The 20978-nt window shown below is 52.1% G+C and carries 18 protein-coding genes and 1 pseudogene; 14 read left to right on the top strand and 5 right to left on the bottom strand.

The features are described from left to right. Window positions 1-5: 5 nt before the first annotated feature. Genes VAE48_RS06565 through VAE48_RS06530 form a run of 8 tightly spaced genes read left to right on the top strand, consistent with a single transcriptional unit; the run spans window position 6 to window position 8352 of the window. Window positions 6-422 (top strand): RidA family protein, encoded by a 417-nt coding sequence (locus tag VAE48_RS06565; protein WP_322792517.1) that lies wholly within the window; start codon window positions 6-8, stop codon window positions 420-422. Continuing rightward, window positions 419-1456, top strand: coding sequence for a glycosyltransferase family 2 protein (locus VAE48_RS06560; protein ID WP_322792516.1), 1038 nt, complete (start codon window positions 419-421; stop codon window positions 1454-1456). The genes VAE48_RS06565 and VAE48_RS06560 overlap by 4 nt, the downstream gene beginning before the upstream one ends. 12 nt (window positions 1457-1468) lie before the next feature. Then, on the top strand, window positions 1469-2893 hold the full coding sequence (locus tag VAE48_RS06555) for a sugar transferase (RefSeq protein ID WP_322792515.1): 1425 nt from the start codon (window positions 1469-1471) through the stop codon (window positions 2891-2893). 4 nt (window positions 2894-2897) lie between these two features. Next, window positions 2898-4787 carry a nucleoside-diphosphate sugar epimerase/dehydratase gene (locus tag VAE48_RS06550; protein WP_322792514.1) on the top strand — a complete coding sequence of 630 codons (1890 nt, stop codon included), beginning with the start codon at window positions 2898-2900 and terminating at the stop codon, window positions 4785-4787. Beyond that, window positions 4787-5782 (top strand): lipid II:glycine glycyltransferase FemX, encoded by a 996-nt coding sequence (locus VAE48_RS06545; RefSeq protein WP_322792513.1) that lies wholly within the window; start codon window positions 4787-4789, stop codon window positions 5780-5782. Before VAE48_RS06550 ends, VAE48_RS06545 begins: the two co-directional genes overlap by 1 nt. Next, the gene (locus VAE48_RS06540; protein ID WP_416181030.1) at window positions 5775-6284 is read left to right on the top strand and encodes an NUDIX hydrolase; all 510 of its coding nucleotides are present in this window, start codon (window positions 5775-5777) and stop codon (window positions 6282-6284) included. Before VAE48_RS06545 ends, VAE48_RS06540 begins: the two co-directional genes overlap by 8 nt. A gap of 11 nt (window positions 6285-6295) precedes the next feature. Then, on the top strand, window positions 6296-7393 hold the full coding sequence (locus tag VAE48_RS06535) for a lipid II:glycine glycyltransferase FemX (protein WP_322792511.1): 1098 nt from the start codon (window positions 6296-6298) through the stop codon (window positions 7391-7393). Next, window positions 7390-8352: a D-cysteine desulfhydrase family protein gene (locus tag VAE48_RS06530; RefSeq protein ID WP_322792510.1), complete on the top strand. Its 963-nt coding sequence runs from the start codon at window positions 7390-7392 to the stop codon at window positions 8350-8352. The genes VAE48_RS06535 and VAE48_RS06530 overlap by 4 nt, the downstream gene beginning before the upstream one ends. A gap of 6 nt (window positions 8353-8358) precedes the next feature. Here VAE48_RS06530 and VAE48_RS06525 read toward each other — a convergent pair whose 3' ends face one another. Further along, on the bottom strand, window positions 8359-10485 hold the full coding sequence (locus tag VAE48_RS06525; protein WP_322792509.1) for a WD40 repeat domain-containing serine/threonine protein kinase: 2127 nt from the start codon (window positions 10483-10485) through the stop codon (window positions 8359-8361). Window positions 10486-10625: 140 nt separating this feature from the next. Between VAE48_RS06525 and VAE48_RS06520 the strand changes: the two genes are divergently transcribed. Then, window positions 10626-11648, top strand: a complete 1023-nt coding sequence (locus tag VAE48_RS06520; protein ID WP_322792508.1) for a hypothetical protein — start codon at window positions 10626-10628, stop codon at window positions 11646-11648. A 12-nt stretch (window positions 11649-11660) separates the two neighbouring features. Here VAE48_RS06520 and VAE48_RS06515 read toward each other — a convergent pair whose 3' ends face one another. The 4 genes from VAE48_RS06515 to VAE48_RS06500 all read right to left on the bottom strand — a co-directional run bounded on the left by VAE48_RS06515 (window position 11661) and on the right by VAE48_RS06500 (window position 16502). Then, entirely contained in the window at window positions 11661-12593 is a 933-nt protein-coding gene (locus VAE48_RS06515; RefSeq protein ID WP_322792507.1) for a pseudouridine-5'-phosphate glycosidase, read from the bottom strand. Continuing rightward, window positions 12594-13544, bottom strand: a complete 951-nt coding sequence (locus VAE48_RS06510; RefSeq protein ID WP_322792506.1) for a carbohydrate kinase family protein — start codon at window positions 13542-13544, stop codon at window positions 12594-12596. It lies immediately after the preceding gene. Window positions 13545-13608: 64 nt separating this feature from the next. After that, the gene (locus tag VAE48_RS06505) at window positions 13609-15141 is read right to left on the bottom strand and encodes a hypothetical protein (RefSeq protein ID WP_322792505.1); all 1533 of its coding nucleotides are present in this window, start codon (window positions 15139-15141) and stop codon (window positions 13609-13611) included. Window positions 15142-15143: 2 nt separating this feature from the next. Beyond that, window positions 15144-16502, bottom strand: coding sequence for a hypothetical protein (locus tag VAE48_RS06500; protein WP_322792504.1), 1359 nt, complete (start codon window positions 16500-16502; stop codon window positions 15144-15146). Between the two features lie 94 nt (window positions 16503-16596). Between VAE48_RS06500 and VAE48_RS06495 the strand changes: the two genes are divergently transcribed. The 5 genes and pseudogenes from VAE48_RS06495 to VAE48_RS06475 all read left to right on the top strand — a co-directional run. Next, the gene (locus tag VAE48_RS06495; RefSeq protein ID WP_322792503.1) at window positions 16597-17556 is read left to right on the top strand and encodes a proline dehydrogenase family protein; all 960 of its coding nucleotides are present in this window, start codon (window positions 16597-16599) and stop codon (window positions 17554-17556) included. Window positions 17557-17564: 8 nt separating this feature from the next. Further along, window positions 17565-18293 carry an SDR family NAD(P)-dependent oxidoreductase gene (locus VAE48_RS06490; RefSeq protein WP_322792502.1) on the top strand — a complete coding sequence of 243 codons (729 nt, stop codon included), beginning with the start codon at window positions 17565-17567 and terminating at the stop codon, window positions 18291-18293. Between the two features lie 16 nt (window positions 18294-18309). After that, window positions 18310-19221, top strand: a complete 912-nt coding sequence (locus tag VAE48_RS06485) for a prenyltransferase (protein ID WP_322792501.1) — start codon at window positions 18310-18312, stop codon at window positions 19219-19221. A gap of 3 nt (window positions 19222-19224) precedes the next feature. Next, the gene (gene glp / locus VAE48_RS06480) at window positions 19225-20466 is read left to right on the top strand and encodes a gephyrin-like molybdotransferase Glp (protein WP_322792500.1); all 1242 of its coding nucleotides are present in this window, start codon (window positions 19225-19227) and stop codon (window positions 20464-20466) included. 4 nt (window positions 20467-20470) lie between these two features. After that, a pseudogene (locus VAE48_RS06475) lies at window positions 20471-20978 on the top strand (hypothetical protein); the annotation flags it as partial.

Below are 20978 nucleotides of genomic sequence, written 5' to 3'. Positions count from 1 at the left end.
AGTTCATGAGCAGGCAATGTTGTCGAAAAGAAGTTGTCACCACGGATCAGGCACCAAAACCGATTGGTCCTTACTCGGCGGCGGTTAAGGGTGGGCATTTTGTTTTTACTGCCGGGCAAATTGGCATAGATCCGCGAACCGGCGAGATTGTTCAGGGAGGAATTGAAGCAGAAACTCGACAGGTGATGAAAAATCTCCGCGCGCTGCTGGAAGCTGCCGGTACAAACTTTGAACGGGTGGTTAAGACCACCATTTTTCTGCGGGATATGAATGATTTTGCGAAAGTGAACGCAATTTATGGAGAATTTTTCCCCAGTGAACCGCCGGCCCGTTCAACGGTACAGGTAGCGGCGCTGCCCAAAGGAGCAGCAGTGGAAATTGAAGTGATTGCCCTACTGCCGGAGGATAATTCCTGCTGTTGACAGAAAGATCTGAGCGATCAACCGATGTGAAACAGGAAATGGTTCAATCGGTTTCGGTCATCATTCCATGTTATAACGAGGAAAAAACTATTTCCTTGCTGTTGGACGCTATCTACCGTCAGACTTACCCTCGCCATTTGCTAGAGGTCATTATTGCCGACGGTGGTTCAGTAGATGATACCCGCAAACGAATTACCGATTTTCAGCAATCTCATCCCGATCTTAATATTCGGGTCATTGATAATCCAAAGCGGATCATACCGGCAGCGCTCAACCGCGCTATCGAGGCATCCAGTGGAGAAATCATCCTTCGGTTGGATGCCCATTGTGTGCCGGCTGAGGACTACATCGCGCGCAGTGTTCACAATTTGAATGAAGGATCAGGAGATAATGTCGGCGGATTGTGGATCATTGAGGCTGGCAGCGCGGGCTGGCTAGGACATTCGATTGCTGTGGCTGCTGCTCATCGGCTGGGGGTAGGGGATGCCCGTTACCGGTACAGCCGTAAGGCGGGGCGGGTGGATACTGTCCCGTTTGGAGCTTTCCGTCGTTCCTTAATTGAAAAAATCGGCGGGTACGATGAATCGTTGCTGACCAATGAGGATTACGAACTGAATACCCGCATCCGGCAAAATGGCGGGAGTGTATTTTTCGATCCTGCCATTCGCAGCACTTATTATGCCCGCCCCAATCTGACATCGCTGGCGCGGCAGTACTGGCGCTACGGTTACTGGAAATGGCGTATGCTGCGCCGCTATCCCCGCTCCCTGCGTTTGCGTCAGTTGCTGCCGCCCCTCTTTGTTCTCACCGTTGCTTTGATGCTGGTGCTGTCTTTCTTTTTTATGGCTGCCCGCTCTGCACTGGTCGGGCTGCTGATCATCTATGGGCTGGTGCTGATACTTTCCGCAGTTCCTCCTGCATTCCAAAAGCGTCAATGGTATCTGGTGATTGGCGTTCCGTTGGCGATTGCGACCATGCATTTCTGCTGGGGGGCTGGTTTTCTGGTCAGTATGATTCGCTCAGCCAAATCGTGAGATAATTACCGTATGGGTATGCGCTCCGTTTCACCCCGTCAAGGTCTTCGACTACGCCCAACTGAAAGACGCTCCACCCTTTTTTTGGGGGATTTTCTGGTCGCAATTGTTTCCCTTTTGCTGTCCCTCTATCTTTGGGCGCAGGGAGCTGAGTGGTATCGCTTTTCGTGGGCATTTTTACAGGAGAGAGTGCCGCTCTGGTTCTTTTTCCTGCCGGTCATCTGGCTTTTATTGCTGTCCGAGTCGTACAGTCCGCGCCGTTCCAGCATTCGCACCGAAACAGTACAAGAAATCACTCTGGCGGCGGGAATCAGCCTTGTGCTTTATTTGTTCATCTTTTTCATATCCGAACCCAACTCATTGCCCAGACGTGGTGTTGGAGTTTTCATCCTGTCGGCTTATTTTTTGACGCTGGGCTGGCGTTTTTTGTACATTCGATTATTTACCACGCCGTTATTCATGCGGCGGGTTTTGATTGTGGGCGCTGGCCGCGCTGGCAGTGAACTGGTAAGGGTTATTAAAGAGATTTGGCCGCCGCCTTTTTATCTGGTGGGTCTGGTAGATGACGACCCGGAAAAAATTGGCGGCGATGTTCTGGGCTACCCCATTCTGGGTGGAAACGAGCAATTATTTGATCTGGTGCAGGAGCATCAGGTCACTGATCTGGTGTTTGCCATCTCGGGTGAAATGAACCCGCAGATGTTCAGCCGACTTCTCGAAGCGGAAGAACAGGGGATTGAAGTAACCACCATGCCCACCATGTATGAGGAGTTGCTGGGGCGTATCCCGATTTATTATTTGCAAACCGATTGGGTGTTGCGCTCATTTGTAGATCAAGTCCATGCCAGCGGTTTTTTTGAGCTTGCAAAACGCTTGATGGATATCTTTGGTGGACTGGTTGGCTCGTTTGTGATGGTGGTGTTATTCCCAATCATCGCCCTTCTCATCCTTGTTGATTCGGGCTTTCCGATTTTCTACTATCAAATACGGCTGGGCAAAAACGGCAGGCCATATAATATGATCAAATTCCGCACCATGAGACAGGATGCTGAAAAAGATGGGATTGCCCGCCCGGCCAGCAAGAACGACGACCGTGCCACGCGGGTGGGCCGCTTTTTGCGAAAGACACACCTGGATGAATTGCCTCAGTTTATCAATGTGCTGCGCGGTGACATGAGTTTAGTTGGGCCTCGTGCGGAAAGGCCAGAAATTGTTGAGCACCTACAGCAATACATCCCCTTTTACCGGGCACGCCTGTTTGTCAAGCCGGGCTTAACCGGTTGGGCACAAGTCAATTATGGGTATGCCGAAAATGTGGAGATGAATGCAATCAAACTGGAGTTCGATTTATACTACATCAAACGCAGAAATTTACTTCTGGATTTTCTCATCCTCATCCGTACTGTGGGTACGGTGGTAGGATTTAAAGGTCAGTAGGTAGATGAAGAATAAACCCAATATTCGTAACCGCTATATTTTGATTGGGGATTTGGCGCTGATCGTCGTTTCGGTGATTGGTGCACTCATTCTGCGTTTTGAATTGAGCAGCTTGTTTTTTGCTTACCTGCCATTTGCCTATTGGATGATTGCCGTTGCGCTGGTAGTCAAACCGATCGTGTACTACTTTTTTGGTTTATACAGGCGCATGTGGATGTACGCCTCTGTGGAGGAACTGAAACTGATTGTGATTGCTGTAAGCACTGCTTCAGTAATCGTTGCGCTGGTGATGTTGCTGCTGTTCACACGCGGTTTTCTACCGGGTTATTTACGCTCGGTGTTGGTCATTGACTGGTTGCTCTCGCTGGCAATGGTTGGTGGACTGCGTTTCACTTTCCGATTTCTGGCAGAAACTCGCCGCCGCTTTGGAGAAATGCAGGCAGGCAGGGTGAAGCGGGTTTTGATTGTGGGTGCCGGTGATGCCGGCGCACTGGTCGTCAAGGAATTGCAAAAAAATCCGCAATTGAACCTGATACCGGTTGGCTTTTTGGACGATAATCCAACCAAGCAAAAACAACAGATTCACGGGGTACCTGTGGTGGGTACGATTAACGAGATGACGCGCTGGTTAGAAAAATTACGGGTGGATGAAGTCATCATTGCCATACCCAGCGCACCAGGGCGTGTAGTGAGGATGGTTGCTGATGTAGCCCGCCTGAAGGGCATTCCTTTCCGCACAATGCCGGGCATTTATGAGCTGTTGGGTGGACGAGTCAGTGTCAGCCGATTACGCGAAGTGGATATTACCGACCTGCTGCGCCGCCAACCCACTCGAATAAAAGAGGAGTGGATTGGTGAAGTACTCGCAGATAAGGTCGTCCTGGTGACCGGTGCAGGGGGTTCAATTGGCAGAGAATTGTGCCGTCAGATTGCCCGCTATAACCCGGCTGAACTGATTATGCTGGGGCATGGAGAAAACAGCATCTTTGAAGGTCTATTAGAACTCAAAGATCATTTTCCATCGCTGATGATTCGTCCGGTGATTGCCGATGTGCGCGACCGAATGCGGCTCAATCAGGTTTTCAGCCAGTTTCATCCGCAAATCGTTTTCCACGCCGCAGCTCACAAACATGTTTCATTGATGGAAGTCAATGTGGAAGAAGCCGTTACCAATAATATCCTTGGTACCAAAAATCTGGTGGAATTGGCAATCGAGCATCGGGTGGAACGGTTGGTGATGATTTCTTCCGATAAGGCGGTTCGTCCGGCGAATGTGATGGGTGCTACCAAGCGAATTGCCGAAATGCTCGTGATTGATGCGGCTTTGAGGACAGGAATGGCGTTTTCGGTGGTGCGCTTTGGCAATGTATTGGGTAGCCGCGGCAGTGTTGTGCCAATTTTCAAGCAGCAAATTGCCCGCGGCGGGCCGATCACCATCACTCATCCGGACATGAAGCGGTATTTCATGACCATTCCAGAAGCGGTTTACCTCGTTTTGCAGGCTGCCGGGATGAGCAAGGGCGCCGAAACTTTTGTGCTGAATATGGGGCAGCAGGTGCGCATCCTCGACCTGGCAGAGGATTTGATTCGCCTTTCCGGGCTTGAACCCGGCAAGGATATTGAAATTGTTTTTACAGGGGTGCGCCCGGGTGAAAAATTAAGCGAAGACCTGTGGGATGAGGGTTTCCAATTCCTGGCTACCGAACATCCAGATATTTTCCGCTCACAAAATACCGAACCGCTCAGCAGTGAGCGGCTGACCCAATTTGTGGATGAGCTGATTAATCTCGCCCGTGAAGGTTCCGGCGAGGAGATCATTCAATTGATGGATCAATTTATTCCCGGCGCTGTTATTCAAAGTACACCTCCGCCGGAGATTACCTCGATTATCTGATGCCTGTACTGGATGCAAACCAATGGAACTCCTTTATCGCTCGTTTCCCGACGGCTCATCTGCTGCAAACTGCCGAATGGGGCGAGTTCAAAGCGGCATTTGGCTGGCTGCCGCTGCGTGTGGCAAATGATCATTCCGGCGCTCAGATTCTTTTTCGTCGTTTGCCGCTTGGGCTGACGGTTGCTTACATTCCCAAAGGGCCGCTTGGATCAGACTGGGCAGACCTGTTGATTGAGGTGGATGCACATTGCCGCCGCAGACGGGCTGTTTTTCTAAAAGTGGAACCGGACTGCTGGGAAGGGTGCACCGGGCAGCCAACCCTAGACGAGATCTTTCGGGGCTGGGAGCAGTCCAATCCCATTCAACCCCGCCGGACGGTGGAAATCAATCTGACGGGAGATGAGGAGGACTGGCTCAATCGCATGAAACAGAAGACCCGCTATAACATCCGCCTTGCTCAGCGCAAGGAAGTGGTGGTGGAATTTTCCAGCGATGTTGAATTGTTTCATCGAATGATGCTGGTTACCGGTCAACGAGATGGATTTGGGGTGCACTCGCTGGCGTATTATCAACGCGCTTTTGATTTGTTTTCACCCAAAGGGATGTGCGCTTTATTGTTGGCTACCTATCAGCAAAAACCTTTAGCGGGTTTGATGGTTTTTGCCTTTGGTCAGCGGGCATGGTATTTTTATGGTGCATCCACCAACGAGGAGCGTAACCGAATGCCGACTTATTTACTGCAATGGGAAGCCATGCGCTGGGCGGCTTCGCGGGGCTGCACGGTTTATGATTTATGGGGTATCCCGGATGAGGATGAAACGGTGTTGGAAGATCAATTCTCAGCGCGGGAGGATGGTTTATGGGGGGTTTACCGTTTCAAACGCGGTTTTGGCGGGCAAATACGCCGCTCGGTTGGGGCATGGGATCGAGTTTACCAGCCGCTTTTGTATAAAATATATCAGCAGATTACCGCCCGGCGGCGTTTGGATGGGTAGTGACATGGGCTATTGTTATGAGTGTGGTGCACAATTGACATGGCAACCGATCGAGAATCGCCAACGAGAGATGTGTCCACGCTGCGGGTGGGTAAATTACCCGCAATTGAAGGTGAGCGCCGCCGCCATGGTCATACAGAAAGGGCTGCTGCTGCTGGTAAGACGGGCAACCCCTCCATGGCAGGGATGCTGGTATTTGCCAGCCGGATATGTGGAAGCCGATGAAGACCCTGTGAGGGCAGCCGAGCGTGAACTTTGCGAGGAAACCGGCCTGCAAGCTCAATGTGATGTTTTGCATGGGGTATATTTTTTCGATGATGATCCCCGCGGTAATGGGCTGCTGCTGGTATATCGTTCACATCTAACCGGAGGAGGATTGAATTTGAACGGTGAAGCTGACCGGGCTGGCTTTTTCAGCGCTGATGAGCTGCCTTCTCCCCTGACCGGTGCGGGTCATGACCGCGCGATTGCGGATTGGGTGGCATCGTTGACCGGCTCATGAAAGCGATGGACATGGAATTTCACCAATGGAATAACCTGATTTTTGACTTGCCGGCTGCTCATATTTTGCAAACCCGTCAATGGGCGGATATCAAGGCGCGCCATGGTTGGAGGCCGCTTCCTCAAATCTGGCGGGATGATAACGGGCGTATAAAGGCTGCCGCAATGGTGTTGGAACGCAGCTTGAAAGTGGGTGGTTTTTCGGATGTAGTTCGGGTGATGTATGTCCCGCGCGGTCCGCTGCTAGATTGGCGGGATGAAAAGTGGGGCATACAGGTAATTTCTGATCTGGAAAAACTGGCTCAGCGGCGGCGCGCGATTTTTATAAAGATAGACCCGGAGGTCGTGGTTGGCAGGGGCATTCCCCAAACAGAAGAAGCGATTGAAGATGGGTATGGACAAAATGTTGTGGACTGGCTGCAACAACGCAAATGGCGCTTTTCCCCGGAGCAAATTCAATTTCGCAATACGGTCTGGCTGGATTTAAGTGGTACGGAGGAGGAGTGGCTGGCGCGGATGAAGCAAAAGAGCCGCTACAATCTGCGTCTGGCGCAGCGCAAAGGAGTAAAAGTTCAACTGGGAAGTATGCAGGATTTGCCACTGCTTTACCGGATGTATGCCGAAACCTCGTTGCGGGATGGATTTACCATCCGAAACGAAGATTATTACCTGACGGTTTGGCGGGAATTTTTGGAAGCCGATATGGCCGAAGTGCTGCTTGCGGAGGTAGAAGGCGAGGTGGTGGCAGGACTGGTATTGTTCTTCTTTGCCGGGCGGGCCTGGTATCTCTATGGAATGTCACGCAATGTTCACCGTGACAAGATGCCCAATTATCCTCTCCAGTGGGAAGCGATGCGGCGCGCAAAAGCCAGAGGCTGTCAGGTTTATGATTTATGGGGCGCACCGGATGAATTCAATGAGCAGGATCGCATGTGGGGGGTGTTTCGATTCAAGCAGGGTCTCGGCGGAGAGGTTATTCGCACAATCGGTGCATGGGATTACCCTGCCCGACCGTTGATGTATGCGCTTTATTTGCAGGTTCTGCCACGCCTGCTGAGCTGGATGCGCAGGCGCGGAGAGGAGCAAACCCGCAGGGAGGTTGGTGTATGATACCACGTGTTCGATTTGCTCATTTACCCACGCCGATTGAACCGCTGCCGCGGCTGGGAGCAGCATTGGGCGGGGCTAGACTATGGGTCAAACGGGATGACTTGACCGGTCTGGCAGGGGGTGGCAACAAAACCCGTAAACTGGAATATATACTTGCGGAAGCTCAGGCGAACGGAGCACGCACCCTGATAACGGTTGGGGCGGTGCAGTCCAATCATTGCCGGCAGACGGCGGCGTTGGCGGCTCGATATGGGTTGGGGTGTATTTTAGTTCTTTCGGGGGAGAGGGAAGATCAGCCTTCCGGCAATGTGCTTTTGGATCGCCTCTTTGGGGCAGAAATCATCTATTGTGCGGCGGAAGAACGCAATCAGGTTCTTCAACAGGTCTTTGAAGAAGCCTGGGTGGCCGGAAAAAGACCCTATTTGATCCCGCTCGGCGCTTCGACACCTGTGGGTGCATTTGGTTACGTCACAGCATTTGAGGAGTTTCTTAACCAAGGGGTGGAGGTGGATTGGATCGTGGTTGCTTCCTCATCGGCCGGTACGCAAGCGGGGTTGATGTTAGCAGCCTTAAAAGCAGGCTGGGCGGGAAAAATACTGGGTATCAGCATAGATCATCCTGCCGCCGAATTACAATTACGGGTTGCTGAATTAGTGAACGAGGCAGCCGAAAGAATCGGTTCTAAGATTCACTGTCAGCCGGTGGATGTAATGGTCAATGATCAGTATCTTGGGAAAGGGTATGGTATTCCTTCCTCAGAAGAAATTGAAGCCATTCGCCTGTTTGCACGGTATGAGGGCTTGCTGTTGGATCCGGTTTACACCGGACGAGCTGCTGCTGCATTAATAGATCTCATTCGCAAGGGTTATTTCAAACCGCAGGAACGCATCCTGTTCTGGCACACCGGTGGCACGCCGGCATTGTTTGCCGAACGTTACCGCTTGTTGTTGGCGGAATGACCTGCCTCACGGTTTGAGTGAGGGGCGCCAGGTTGGGCCAAAGTCAAAATCCTTATCCGTGGTAAGCCGAGTCAGGTTGGCGCCATTGATGGTCATCAAGTAAATATCGTGATTGCGTCCATCCGGCCAGCCTTCAAAAGCGAGCCAGTTTCCGTCGGGTGATACACTGACTTGAGCAACTGGTCCTGGATCGGGCTGACCGCGCGGTGGGATGCGTACCGCCCGCGTGGTGAAGCGGTCTTCGTAGCGCAGGGCAAACAAGTTGGGAATGCCATCTGATTTCAATTGACTGTACAGGATAATTGTTCCATCCGGTACCCACTGGGGCCAGAGGTCATTCACTTCACCGCTTAGCGAAAAGCGGTTCTGGAACTGACCACTATCCGCCATGATCCAGATTTGCCCGTACACCAGTTCTCGAACATAGGCAATTTGGGTGCCAGTGGGTGACCAGGCCGGCTGTTTTTCGACATAGCGCTCACTGGTCAGTTGTTTTAGGCTACCATCTAGAAAATTATAGACATAAATATCCGGGTTGCCGGCGCGGGTGGAGGTGAAAGCAATCCGGTTGCCATCTGGCGACCAGGCCGGGTCATAATCCGATGCCGGACTGGCGGGCAAGGGGAGGGGCAAGGGGTCAGTGCTGCTGGTAAGGTCAAGGATGTAAATCTTGGCGTTTTCGTATTGATCACGCCTGCCAGCGCATGGGGATATAAATGCCAGTTTCTGCCCATCGGGTGACCAGGTGGGCTGGCAGGCGCCATCCGGCATATTGGTAAGCGGACGCTGCTGGGTGCCATCTGAATTCATCAACCAAATCTGCATCAGGCCGGTTCGGTTGGAGGCAAAGGCAATTTGACCACTTCCGCCCAATGCCGTAGGAGAGGGGCTGAGGGTGACGGTTGGGGTTGGGGTATGGGTGGGGTCAGGTGTGGGGGTTGAAGTGGGGGGTGGAGCGGGAGTATCGGTGGGGGTTGTTGTGGGTGGGGGTACAAAGGCAATGGGCTGTGTAGCGGTTGCAAAATTCACAAACAAGGTTGGCGAGGGTAAGGCCGGGAACAAAGCGCTCCGCAAAGCCAGCGGAACGCCCGGTTCAACGATAAAAAAGATGGTCAGCACGCTTGCCAGCAACAGGGAAAATGGCAGTAAACCGTTGTTTCGTCTTCGGCGGGCAACCGGTTTGGAAGTACGCCTTTTCAACATAGGATCCATGACCGCAACAGGCTGCGATTCTTCTTCAGAGGCTGGAAGCGCTTCGCTGGAAGGAAGAAGGTTTTGTATGGGTGGAGGAGTTACGGTGATCTGGCTGATGGGCGGACGGTCAATCTCGCTGGCATTGAGCAGGGCTTGCTTAAATTCCAACGCCGTTTGATAGCGGTCATCAGGATCGATTGCCAAGGCTTTTTCGATTACAGCAGCCAGTTTGCGGGAGGTTTTGGGCGCAAATTCCCGCACTGGTGTCAGTTCTGCTTTGCCAGTAGCCCGCGATAAGCCATCCTCAGGGATGGTACCGGTCAGGCAGGCATACAGGGTCGCACCAAGCGAGTAGATGTCTGTGCGGGGATCGGTGGGGGCTGTACCATATTGTTCAGGCGGGGAGTAGCCGGGCGTCATGGCTCTGGCGCCGGTGGTGGTTTGCTGGTTACCGCTCATTACCTTGGCCAGCCCGAAATCCACAAGGGCGATCTGCCCTTCGGGGGTGATTTTAATGTTACCGGGTTTGATATCGCGGTGAATAATGGGAGGTGTGCGGGTATGAAGGTAATGCAGCGCGTCGCAGATTGCCACCCCAATCAGGATCACTTCTTCTTCAGGAAGAGTGCCCAACCGTTCGATGCGCTGGCGTAAATCTTCCCCGTCAATATAATCCATGATCAGGTATTGTCCCTGACCCGGAATGGTAAAATAATCTCCTACGCGGGGCAGGTTGGGATGGCGTAAACTGGCAAGGATGTTGGCTTCTCTTTGAAACTGGCGGGCATACTCATCCGTCAAAAATAGATTTTCTTTAACGGCTACCGCAATGCCCAAATTTTCATCCATCGCCTGATATACCGAACCCATCCCACCCTGACCAAGGATGGAGACGATTCTGTAACGGTTGTTGAGAACAGTACCAGCGGCAAGCGGCATTATAGATTGATTCTACCTAAATTAAAAATTGCCTGCAACGAATTCGAAGACGGGTTTTCATTAATGAAAGGTGTTTTCGGTAGAAGGGTTTTAGTCGTGCTATAATCACCGATAGTGGCTATGCCGAACAGGATATCACAATGAATTTGGACATTCGCACAGCCGTTCAAACCGCTTTTCTCCTTTTGCTTCTGGGCGTAATTCTCAGTATCATCACCGGAGTTCGCACCATTCAATCCGGTAAACGGTTGCTGTATTTCCGTAAGCGACGCGAGATGGTTTCGCGCGGCTGGCGGTTAATCTTTATGGCGATTCTTCTGGGTGGATTTGCCTTTGCGGTCAACCGCTATGCGGAACCGGTGGCTTACCAGATCTTTCCACCTTCGCCGACCATCACCCTGACCCCCACCATTACCCTGACACCTACGATTTCTCTTACCCCAACCATTACCCTGACGCCGACACTCACCGAAACGCCGCTCGAATCATCAACGCCAGTGTTGCCGGATGAGATTGCTGCTCAAATTGAAACGACCATTACACCCAATCCTGAATCGGTTTTCAGCCGGGTGGTAATTTCAAAACGAATTGACCAGGACTTTCAGCCGGTCGATCCCCAGACTGAATTTCAAAATCCGGTTGGCAAATTGTACGGCACATTCAGCTACGATAAAATGTCTGCCGGTGGTCAGTGGTCGGTGGTTTGGGTGCGCCTGGCAGATAACAAAATTTTGTGTTTTCTGACCGAGCCGTGGACAGGCAGTACTGGCGGTTATGGTTATTCGGAATGTGAGCCACCCGCCAGCGAATTGCTGCCCGGCGAATATCAGGTACGGATCTTTGTTGGGTTGCAGTGGAAATCATTTGGTCAGTTCACTGTGGTGGGTGAACCACCGACTCCTACCCCAACCGCAACACCCACGCGCACCCCTTCTCCCTCCGCTACTGCCAGCGGGACGCCCACGCCTACTTTTACGCGTACGGTTACTCTGACGCTCACCCCCACCCATACCCGCACGATTACCCTGACTCAAACCCCTACTCATACCCGCACAATAACATTGACCCCTACGCCTTCCCGCACGCCGACGATAACCCCAACCCCCACCGTCACGCGAACCTTACGACCAACCGATACGCGTTGGCCGACATCCACACCCTGAAGCGGTTGGATGTTAAACCCGGGGTGACGCCCCGCTCATTTCCGAGATGGCGATGGCAATATCAGCAGCCAACCGGCCATTGTTCAACAACAAAGCCAGATTTGCCTGCATACTGGCGCCACCGGTCAGTTGATTGACTTTTTCCAGCAAATAGGGGGTTACAGCCGCCCCATGGATGCCCATCTGTTCTGCCTGGCGCACCGCTTGTTGAATGATGGTTTCGATTTCCTCTGCCGGGAGGGCATGTTCAGCAGGCGGGGGGTTCGCCACCAAAACAGCCGAATGAATACCCGCTCCCCAATGAGCCAGCGCTACCCGAGCAATTTCACTGGCATGTAGGCATGCAAGGTTGACTTTAAGACCTGATTGACGGGAGTAGAAGGCAGGAAATTCCTCACTCTGGTAGCCAATCACGGGTACCCCAAGAGTTTCCAGTACTTCCAGGGTGGCAGGCAGGTCAAGGATGGCTTTGGCTCCCGCACATACCACCACCAGTGGTGTACGACTTAATTCGTGAAGGTCTGCCGATACATCGAAAGGCGCGTTGCGATGAACCCCTCCAATTCCGCCAGTGGCAAATACCCGAATGCCGGCTTGATGGGCGGCGAACAGTGTACCTGCTACCGTTGTTCCACCGGATTCGCTCTGCGATAAGGCAATCCCAAAATCACGGCGGCTGATTTTTCGGCAGTGCTTCATTTTTGCCAGCCGCTCGATTTCAGCGGGGGATAAACCTACCCGAATTTTTCCATTCAAAACCGCAATGGTAGCTGGCTCGACATTGTGCTGACGGATGGTGTCTTCCATCTCGAATGCCAGTTGCTGATTGTAAGGATACGGCAATCCGTGAGTGATGACTGCCGATTCGAGCGCTACGACCGGTTTGCCTGAAAACAACGCTTTACGGATGGGGTTGGCGATTTCAAGAAAGTTGTTGATGCTCATTTAGATAATCAATCTGTCATATAGAAGTTCAAGGGAGAGGTTTGGCACTACCGCCCCCGTATGAGTCAAGGTGAGAGAGGCAGCCGTCACCCCTAATCGGATGGCTTCGTCAATGTCCATTCCATTCAAAATGCCGAACAAAGTTGTGGCAGTCAGTGCATCCCCTGCTCCGATGCTATCTACAATTCGGGTCAACACGGCGGGAATATGCCCGGAGGTTTGCGAGGTCGCATAACACACTCCCCCTTCGCCAATTGGAATTACGGCAATTTCCACGCCCATGCGCACAAATTCTCGTGCCGCTGCCAGGGCATTGGTCATGTCATAGACCTCGATGCGATTATTAAGCAGGGCAGAGGCTTCACTGCGATTGGCATTCAACAGGAAAAGGCGCGGGATGTGATTTTCAAGGCGTTTGGCCAGCAGGGTGGAAGTTGCATCCGCACAAACGGGCACATTGTGACGCCTGGCCAGTGAAAATACTGTCCTGAGGGTGGCAGGCGCCAAATTGGCATCCACAAAGACGAGGGCAGATTGGGCAAATAAATCAGATTGGTAACGCAGATAAGCCGAAGATACATGACGGAGAATGGTCATGTCATCCAGCCCATAGGAAAGGTTGCCCTTGTCGTCCAGTATGGCAATGTACGCGGCTGTGGCGGCATCGCTGACCTGTATACAACAGTTGACATCCACGCCGGCAGATGCGGTGTGATTGAGCAGTTGTTTACCAAGATCATCTTTGCCAACTGCAGAAACGAGCGTAACAGGCTGGCCCAAACGGGCAAGGTTTTCAGCCACGTTGCGGGCAACGCCGCCAAAAGAGGTGCGAACATGCGCAGGGTTAGAGGTGCCGGACTCAGGTGTGCCGATGGGTTGCCCAAGCACATCCAGACTGGCAGCCCCAATCACAAGTACCCGTTTATCGGGATGAAAATTGTCCACATCCATACCTGATCCTCTTGGGTTGGCGGAAAGTTCTGATTTTTTATTCTACCAGACAATCCAACCCTTCTTACAGGAAAGTTGCCCCACTGCTGGAAAGGAAATTTTCCAGAGCGGTGTGAATGCACTGTCTGGCAGTGATCAGTCTGGTTGGGACGACCTGTCCCTGCGAGCTCAGTTCGGCAATCATTTTACTGAGCTGGGCTTCAAAATAACGCAAAATCTCATAACAAACCTGGTCGGGCTTGTAACCTTGCCTGTTGAGCTGAGCAATGGCAAGAAAAATATCCTGTTGAATAATGCGCTGATAGGTTTGTAAACGGGCTTGATTGCGAATTTCATCCAGCACACGCGGACTGGAACGGGTCATGTTCTCGCTGGTCAAGCGCCAGGCTTCGATGTGTTGGTCCAGCAAGATGGGGTGGGTCGTGTTCCATGTGCCGACGTTGATCCATTCCAGGCGTAAACCGCGCTGGCGGGCTGCCAGGGGAAATTCTTGTGTAAAGCTTTTGAAAAAATTGCTCAACTGCGGACGGGGGACAAAAACAGGGGGCGGCAGCGGTTGAGGCATTTGAGGGGAATAAATAAAACGCAAAGGGCGGCGCAAAGGCTGACTCCATGCAATCCGTTGGATGGTGCTTTCCAGTTCCACCTGCCTGCGGATTTCAGGTTCTCCTACTGCCGAGAGAATCTCGCTGAAGGTATGATTCTGAATGAAGCGTAGGAGATGATCTTCGACCAGTTCGGTCATTGCGTGAGTCCAATGTTCACCAACCTGTTGATAGGTAAGCCAGTACAAATCGCGGAGATGCGCCGGATAAGGATTGTTCAAAGGGGTGTTGCCGCTCTGCCGCCAGATGCTGAACAGCAAATTGACATCCTGTATCTCAATTTTGATCCCATCCTTGGTTCTGCCAATGATTTTGTCGTAATGAAAGGTGTGGTCGCGCACGTCAATAATGCGGCGCAGGCGTTCGAAGCCTTGCAAGGTGCGCTCTTTTTTGCTCATCCCCGCGCGGATAAAATGAGGATTGCCATCCAGCCGCTCAAAGACCACGGCAAATTCGGGATTGGGTTTGACAATTCCCGGCCCGCCAATTTGAATGAAGGGGGATTTCCGCTGTTCGGGTGTTAATTTTTCCTCTTTAATTTCAAGGGTATCATAACGGGGAATGGCAAACGCCGACTGAAGGATGAAACGACGTGACACGGAAGTTTGAGCAATTTCATAAATATCCGATTGGTACAATGTTGCAAATTCCAATGCCAGCAAAAAAGGCAAGCCGAGTGCGGCTGCCATCAACAAAACATCCAGCGAAAAGAAGGTGTTTCCCAATTCCGAAAGCAGGAATTGAAGTGGCGTCATATCGCGCGGAACCAATGCAGGGACAAACAAACCGAGCAGGGCTGTGCCAACCTCGCCGATGGGATGGCGGACAGCCGTATAAATAAAGATGACCCCTGCAAAGGAAATTACCACGAACAGACCGCGCAGCGTAGATGTGGTATGATCAAGTCGCAGCATACGGCTGATCAGTTGTTCCAGCCAGCGCTGAATTTGTTCCAGTGAAAAATCGAAGGGGGAGGAAGAGGATGATGTCATTGTCAATCTTCAGGAATGGACCATTCCACCAGCTGGCTTAATTGCTCAATCTCCTGTTGAAGTTTGGATTGCGCCTGAGGATTTCGTTCCAGATTGGTGCGGATAGAACGCATGAGAATGTGGAAGACTTTTTTGACCGAATACACCTGTCCAGAGCAGGTTTCTGCCAGAGATGATACCGCCTCGCTGAAAAAGGCGCGTACAGCCTGCTCCTGACTTTCGCGGGTAATGTACTGACGCTGGATCTCGATCATTTCTTTCTCTCTCTTTGCCTGACTGAGCCAGGAAGTTTGCCAGCGTTTAATCAGGTCTTTTTCGACTTCTTCCGGCATTTCCAGATCGCGGATTTCAACTTTCAGAACGCGGATGCCGCGCTCCTGTAACATTTGATATTCCATTGAAGGTACCTGTTGACCGGTTGGCTTTCCGAATAAATCCAATTCATCTACCACAGGTTGAGTTAACCTCTGGTGAATGATGGCGTGGATGGTTTGCAGGGCAGTCGGCTGATTGATGCGGCTATGGAATAACTCATCCAGCCTGAAACGGGAGAGAGTTTCTTTCCAAATATCTGCAGCCAGACGCGGGGGGAGCCAGCGCCAGTCATTCAACCGATCGGGCGTGTCTTCCGGCAGATTGGCGTCCACATTCCGGCGCAGGATGGCTTTTTCCACCGAGGACGGTCGGTAGCCGTACTGACTGCCGCCTTCTCCCGGTTGGGCGTCAATTTTGAAATGAACCACAATTTTGGGGACAAGTTCAATATTATCGCGTGTCAGGGCGCGGGTTTCCATGCGCTGGCGTTGCTGTACTTCCAACCGCGCAGGTTGATCATCGCTCACGCCGGCTGGCGCGCCTGAAGAAAGAAAGGGGCCAATTTTTCCCTTTTGAATGCGCAAATCCACAACGGCTTTGTCGCCTTCCAGATATTCTTTTCGCTCGGTAAAGGTAATGCCGGGACCAATTGCGCGGTTAAAACGGTCGTCTTTTCTCAAAACCGCAGCGCTGGCGCTATCCAAAATGACCACACCAGGGCCTTCTTTTTTGATTTCTCCCTTGCGCTGACGAATTTTACCGTTTTCGATGAAGATTGCCGGTCCATGACCTCCCTGAATGTACAAAAGCAGCCGTCGGTAAATGCGCCAGCGGTCTTCCAGTTTACGGACAGGCAACACAAATTGAGAGAAGAAGAAAAGCCAGAAAAAAAGACCCAACAAACATAAGATACTGGTTAAGAAAAGCTGCCCAACCCCCGCCACAAAACCACCCGGTACGCGATTGAGATACCAGACAACCAGTATCCCCGTCAAAGTAAGAGAAAGGAGAATCAAGCGATAGCGAGATCGGAACAATGCGCGCATACGAGTCCTGCCTGTGAATCATTTTATAACACAAACAGATTTTCGGTATGATAGAATCAAACACGAATCCCAATCTATCAAAACAGGATCGGAAATGCTGCGTTCGTTGTTTATTGCCCTTTCCAAAGCCTACTGGGCGCAGCGCTGGATCAGCCGTTGGGGGCTGGCATGGCGGGTAGCTTCCCGTTTTATTGCCGGTGAAACGGTTGAACAGGCCCTTCGGGCTGTTCAGGTGCTGAATCAGCAGGGCTTACTGGCAACACTGGATCAATTGGGTGAAAACACCCAAACGGTACAAGATGCCGAGCAGGCCGCCCAGGGAATTTTGCATCTGCTGGAAGAAATCGAGCGCGCCGGCGTGCAGGCGAATGTATCTGTTAAACTGAGCCAGCTGGGACTGGTAATTGACCCCCAACTGGTGGTTAGGCATCTTCGCCAGATTGTGGAAAAGGCCCGGCAACTGAATAATTTTATCCGTGTGGACATGGAAGATTCTACTTTGACGGATGCCACCTTGAAAATCGTTGCCGACTTACGGGATAGCGGCTTGGATAACGTGGGCACGGTTATTCAATCTTACCTCTACCGCAGCATGGAAGATACCCAAAAGCTGATCGAGCGGGGCATAAAAATCCGGCTGGTCAAAGGAGCGTATCAGGAACCACCCCATCTGGCCTATCCCAAAAAACGAGATGTGGATGCAGCCTTTGACCGCTTGAGTGATCTGTTGATTGACACCTCGCTGCGCTTTGATTATTTGCCGGCAACGGCCAGCGGACGGTTCCCGCCGCTGGCAGCCATCGCGACGCATGACGAAAAACGGATCGAGCACGCCATCCAGCGTGCCAAAAGTTGCGGCCTGCCGGTTGTGCGTCTGGAATTTCAAATGCTTTACGGAATTCGGCGTGATTTACAGCTGGCGTTGGTCAAACAGGGTTACCCGGTACGTATTTATGTGCCGTTTGGTACACACTGGTATCCCTACTTCATGCGCCGGCTGGCAGAAAGACCGGCCAATGTGTGGTTTTTTGTTTCCAACTTATTTCAGCGATGATCTTTGATATGGAACCTACCTTTTCTCAATTGGCTTTGGTTACTGGCGCAGCCGTGCGGCTGGGCAGGGCAATTGCGCTGGCGCTGGCAAAGAAAGGCTACGCCATTGCTTTGCATTATCATCATTCTGAAGAATCTGCCCGTCTATCCATTGCTGAAATTGAAAAAATCGGTGTGCCGGTTTTCCCCGTCCGTGCCAATTTGCGGAATGTGCAGGAAATCAAGCGGATGTTTGAACAGGTTGCAGCCACCGGACTGCCGCTGAGGGTACTGGTCAATTCGGCTGCGGTGATGCCCCGACAGGATTTGCTGAACATGGATGCAGAGGATTGGGACAGCGTGATGGATGTCAACCTGCGCGCGGCCTGGCTGTGTGCCGTCGAAGCGGCGCATTTGATGCATGCGGGAGGTGTGATTATCAACATCAGCGACACGGGAGCAAATAAGGTTTGGACGGCTTACCCTACTTATGTGATCAGCAAGGCAGGGTTGGAGGTGTTGACGCGTTTGCTGGCACGCCGGCTTGCGCCTCATATTCGTGTCAATGCAGTTGCCCCCGGTTTAATCCTTCGGGGCGAGGATACCCCCGCGGAAGAATGGACGCGATTGGTGCAACGCCTGCCTTTGGGCCAAAGCGGCAGCGAAGATGATGTGGTCAGGGCAATTCTGTTTCTGATGGAAAGTATGTACATCACCGGTGAAGTGCTTGTTGTAGATGGTGGATATGGATTAATCTAAAAAAACAGGAATTGGAATGCAAAAAAACATTCGTAAAGTCTTGGGAGAATTCATTCGTACTTCGCAGCCGCTGGCATTGCTGGCCGGGGCGCTGCTGTATGCCTGCGGTGTGGGTGTACTGGTTTATCTGGGTGAATCGGTTGATTGGACGGTCTACTGGTTTGGACAGGCGGTGGTAACCCTGTTGCAGTTGAGCAGCGTCTATCTCAAGGCTTATTATGACCTTGTGTCTGAAAGTTCGCCTCGTTCCGCCACCGATAATGGGCGAATGGAAGACTGGAAGCCGATTTCTCGCAATGTCTATCTGCTGGCGGCGGTCACCACCCTGACCATGGGGGCGATGACCACTTTTGTTCTTTATTCGCGGGGTGTGCTGCAGCCGGCCGGCCTGCTTTTTCTGGGCATTTCGTGGCTGTTCGCGTTCTTTTACGGGGTACCACCCCTGCGTTTGGTCTATTCCGGTTATGGAGAGTTGATCAGCGCGATTTTTCTGACAACGTTGGTACCGGGTTTTGGGTATGTATTGCAACGCGGCGAGTTAATCCCGATCATGGGGTTGTTTAATTTTCCATTGCTGGCGCTTTTTTTGGCTCTGACACTGGCAACCTCACTGGAAACATATTTCAGCGAAATCAAAGCCGGCCGGCAAAATATGATGATTCGACTGGGATGGCAGCGCGGAATGAACCTGCACAATTTCTTGATTGGGCTGGCTTTTTTGCTGGTTGGGATCAGTCCGCTGGCAGGTCTGGCATGGTCACTGACCTGGCCGCGCTTGCTGGTACTGCCGGTGGGCATCTTCCAAATCTGGCAGATGTGGCAAATTGGTAACGGTGCAAAACCGAACTGGCGTTTGTTGCGACTGACTGCAGCGGCCAGTTTTGGTTTGCTGCTTTACCTGCAGTTTTTTTCTCTTTGGACGGGATAAAATATGCCGGAATTTTTAGAATTACTTCCTCCCACCAAGGCCTTGTCCTACTGGCTGGATTTTATTCCCCAAAATAGCACGGATGTGGAACGGCTGGCGGTGGTGGATGCAGCCGGGCGGGTAACCGCTCGGGCGGTGATCAGCCCGGAACCGCTTCCAGCCTTTCCTCGCAGCAGTGTGGATGGCTATGCGGTGCGAGCGGCGGATACTTTCGGCGCCAGTGAGTCGCTGCCGGCTTACCTGACGGTCAAAGGTGAATTGCCAATGGGAAAGGCACCTCCCTTTGATTTGCAACCCGGTGAAGCGGCATTGATTCATACGGGTGGAATGTTGCCAGCGGGCAGCAATGCTGTGGTCATGCTCGAACATACTCAACCTTCGCGTGAAAATGAAATCGAGGTACTGCGCGCTGTTGCCGAAGGGGAGAACGTTCTCAAGCCGGGTGAGGATGTTCAGCAAGGAGAGGAGATCATCCCCGCCGGGGTTCGTTTGCGACCTGCGGAGATTGGCGGTTTGATGGCATTGGGGATTTTGGAAATTGAGGTTTTGCGGAGGCCAAGGGTAGGTGTTCTCTCGACGGGTGACGAAGTCGTACCGCCGCAGGTTGCCGTTTTGCCCGGTCAGGTACGCGATATTAACAGTTATTCGTTGAGTGCGCTGGTGGAACAGGCCGGTGGGATCGCCGAACGCTATGGCATATTTCCCGATCAGGCGGAGGCGTTGGAGGCAGGCTTGAAGAAAGCGCTCAATGAGTGTGATGCAGTAATCATTACCGCCGGTTCTTCAGCCAGCACGCGTGACTTAACCGCCGAAGTGATCAACGGTATGGGAAAGCCCGGTGTGCTGGTGCATGGTTTGAATATCCGCCCCGGCAAACCGACCATTCTGGCGGTTTGCGATGGGAAACCGGTGATTGGACTGCCCGGCAACCCGGTGAGCGCGTTGGTGATTGCCTACCTTTTTGTGCAACCGGCATTGAATCGCCTGTGTGGCGTAACTGGATTGATTCGCCCCGCTGTTCGGGCAAAATTGACGGTTAATCTGCCATCGCAAGCCGGGCGGGAAGATTACTATCCCGCCAGGTTGATTCAGCAAGAAGGGCAATGGCTGGCTGAGCCGATTTTTTACAAAAGCAACCTGATTTTTTCGCTGAGCCGGGCGGATGGTTTAATTCATATCCCTGAAAATGCTACCGGATTGGGAGTTGGTGAAGAAGCCGAGGTTTTCCTGCTGGGGAAAGGATAAAAACGTGAATCCTTTGAAATGGCGGTTAATGGTTATTGCCGGAGTGGTTTGCCTTTTCTTTACCGGTTGTGCCAGTGGTATTCAGGCTGCTGCTCAGCATCCTACCCCTGCGGTTATGGTGCAGGCTGAAACTACCCAAACCCGGTTGCCTACCCCAACCGAGGTCTTAACTTCCACCATGGTTTTACCCGATCCTACCCTGACATTGACTCCGACACCGCTGCCTACGGGTACTCCAACCGCTGTGTCAACTTCCACACCAGCATGGGTTTATTATCCTGCCGGGCAGATTCAAGTATCCATTTTGCTGTACCAGCGCATTTCCGAAGGCGAGCCGGAGAACCGCTACGAGGTATCGGTGGAGAATTTCCGCCTTCAAATGGAGTATCTGTCAAAAAATGGTTTTACGACCATTACGCCGGTTCAACTCTCAAAAGTAATCCTGAAGGGTGGAGACTTACCGCTCAAGCCGATCATTGTGACTTTTGATGATGGCTATCGAAGTGTTTATG

The sequence above is a fragment of the Bellilinea sp. genome (assembly GCF_034432615.1).
Classification (GTDB): domain Bacteria; phylum Chloroflexota; class Anaerolineae; order Anaerolineales; family Anaerolineaceae; genus Bellilinea.
This window is presented reverse-complemented; position numbering and strand designations above follow the sequence as displayed.

Coding starts and splice junctions, on each gene's coding strand:
- VAE48_RS06565 (WP_322792517.1), top strand. CDS start 6: ATGAGCAGGCAATGTTGTCGAAAAGAAGTTGTCACCACGGATCAGGCA.
- VAE48_RS06555 (WP_322792515.1), top strand. CDS start 1,469: ATGGGTATGCGCTCCGTTTCACCCCGTCAAGGTCTTCGACTACGCCCA.
- VAE48_RS06550 (WP_322792514.1), top strand. CDS start 2,898: ATGAAGAATAAACCCAATATTCGTAACCGCTATATTTTGATTGGGGAT.
- VAE48_RS06545 (WP_322792513.1), top strand. CDS start 4,787: ATGCCTGTACTGGATGCAAACCAATGGAACTCCTTTATCGCTCGTTTC.
- VAE48_RS06540 (WP_416181030.1), top strand. CDS start 5,775: ATGGGTAGTGACATGGGCTATTGTTATGAGTGTGGTGCACAATTGACA.
- VAE48_RS06535 (WP_322792511.1), top strand. CDS start 6,296: ATGGAATTTCACCAATGGAATAACCTGATTTTTGACTTGCCGGCTGCT.
- VAE48_RS06530 (WP_322792510.1), top strand. CDS start 7,390: ATGATACCACGTGTTCGATTTGCTCATTTACCCACGCCGATTGAACCG.
- VAE48_RS06525 (WP_322792509.1), bottom strand. CDS start 10,485: ATGCCGCTTGCCGCTGGTACTGTTCTCAACAACCGTTACAGAATCGTC.
- VAE48_RS06520 (WP_322792508.1), top strand. CDS start 10,626: ATGAATTTGGACATTCGCACAGCCGTTCAAACCGCTTTTCTCCTTTTG.
- VAE48_RS06515 (WP_322792507.1), bottom strand. CDS start 12,593: ATGAGCATCAACAACTTTCTTGAAATCGCCAACCCCATCCGTAAAGCG.
- VAE48_RS06510 (WP_322792506.1), bottom strand. CDS start 13,544: ATGGATGTGGACAATTTTCATCCCGATAAACGGGTACTTGTGATTGGG.
- VAE48_RS06505 (WP_322792505.1), bottom strand. CDS start 15,141: ATGACATCATCCTCTTCCTCCCCCTTCGATTTTTCACTGGAACAAATT.
- VAE48_RS06500 (WP_322792504.1), bottom strand. CDS start 16,502: ATGCGCGCATTGTTCCGATCTCGCTATCGCTTGATTCTCCTTTCTCTT.
- VAE48_RS06495 (WP_322792503.1), top strand. CDS start 16,597: ATGCTGCGTTCGTTGTTTATTGCCCTTTCCAAAGCCTACTGGGCGCAG.
- VAE48_RS06490 (WP_322792502.1), top strand. CDS start 17,565: ATGGAACCTACCTTTTCTCAATTGGCTTTGGTTACTGGCGCAGCCGTG.
- VAE48_RS06485 (WP_322792501.1), top strand. CDS start 18,310: ATGCAAAAAAACATTCGTAAAGTCTTGGGAGAATTCATTCGTACTTCG.
- glp (WP_322792500.1), top strand. CDS start 19,225: ATGCCGGAATTTTTAGAATTACTTCCTCCCACCAAGGCCTTGTCCTAC.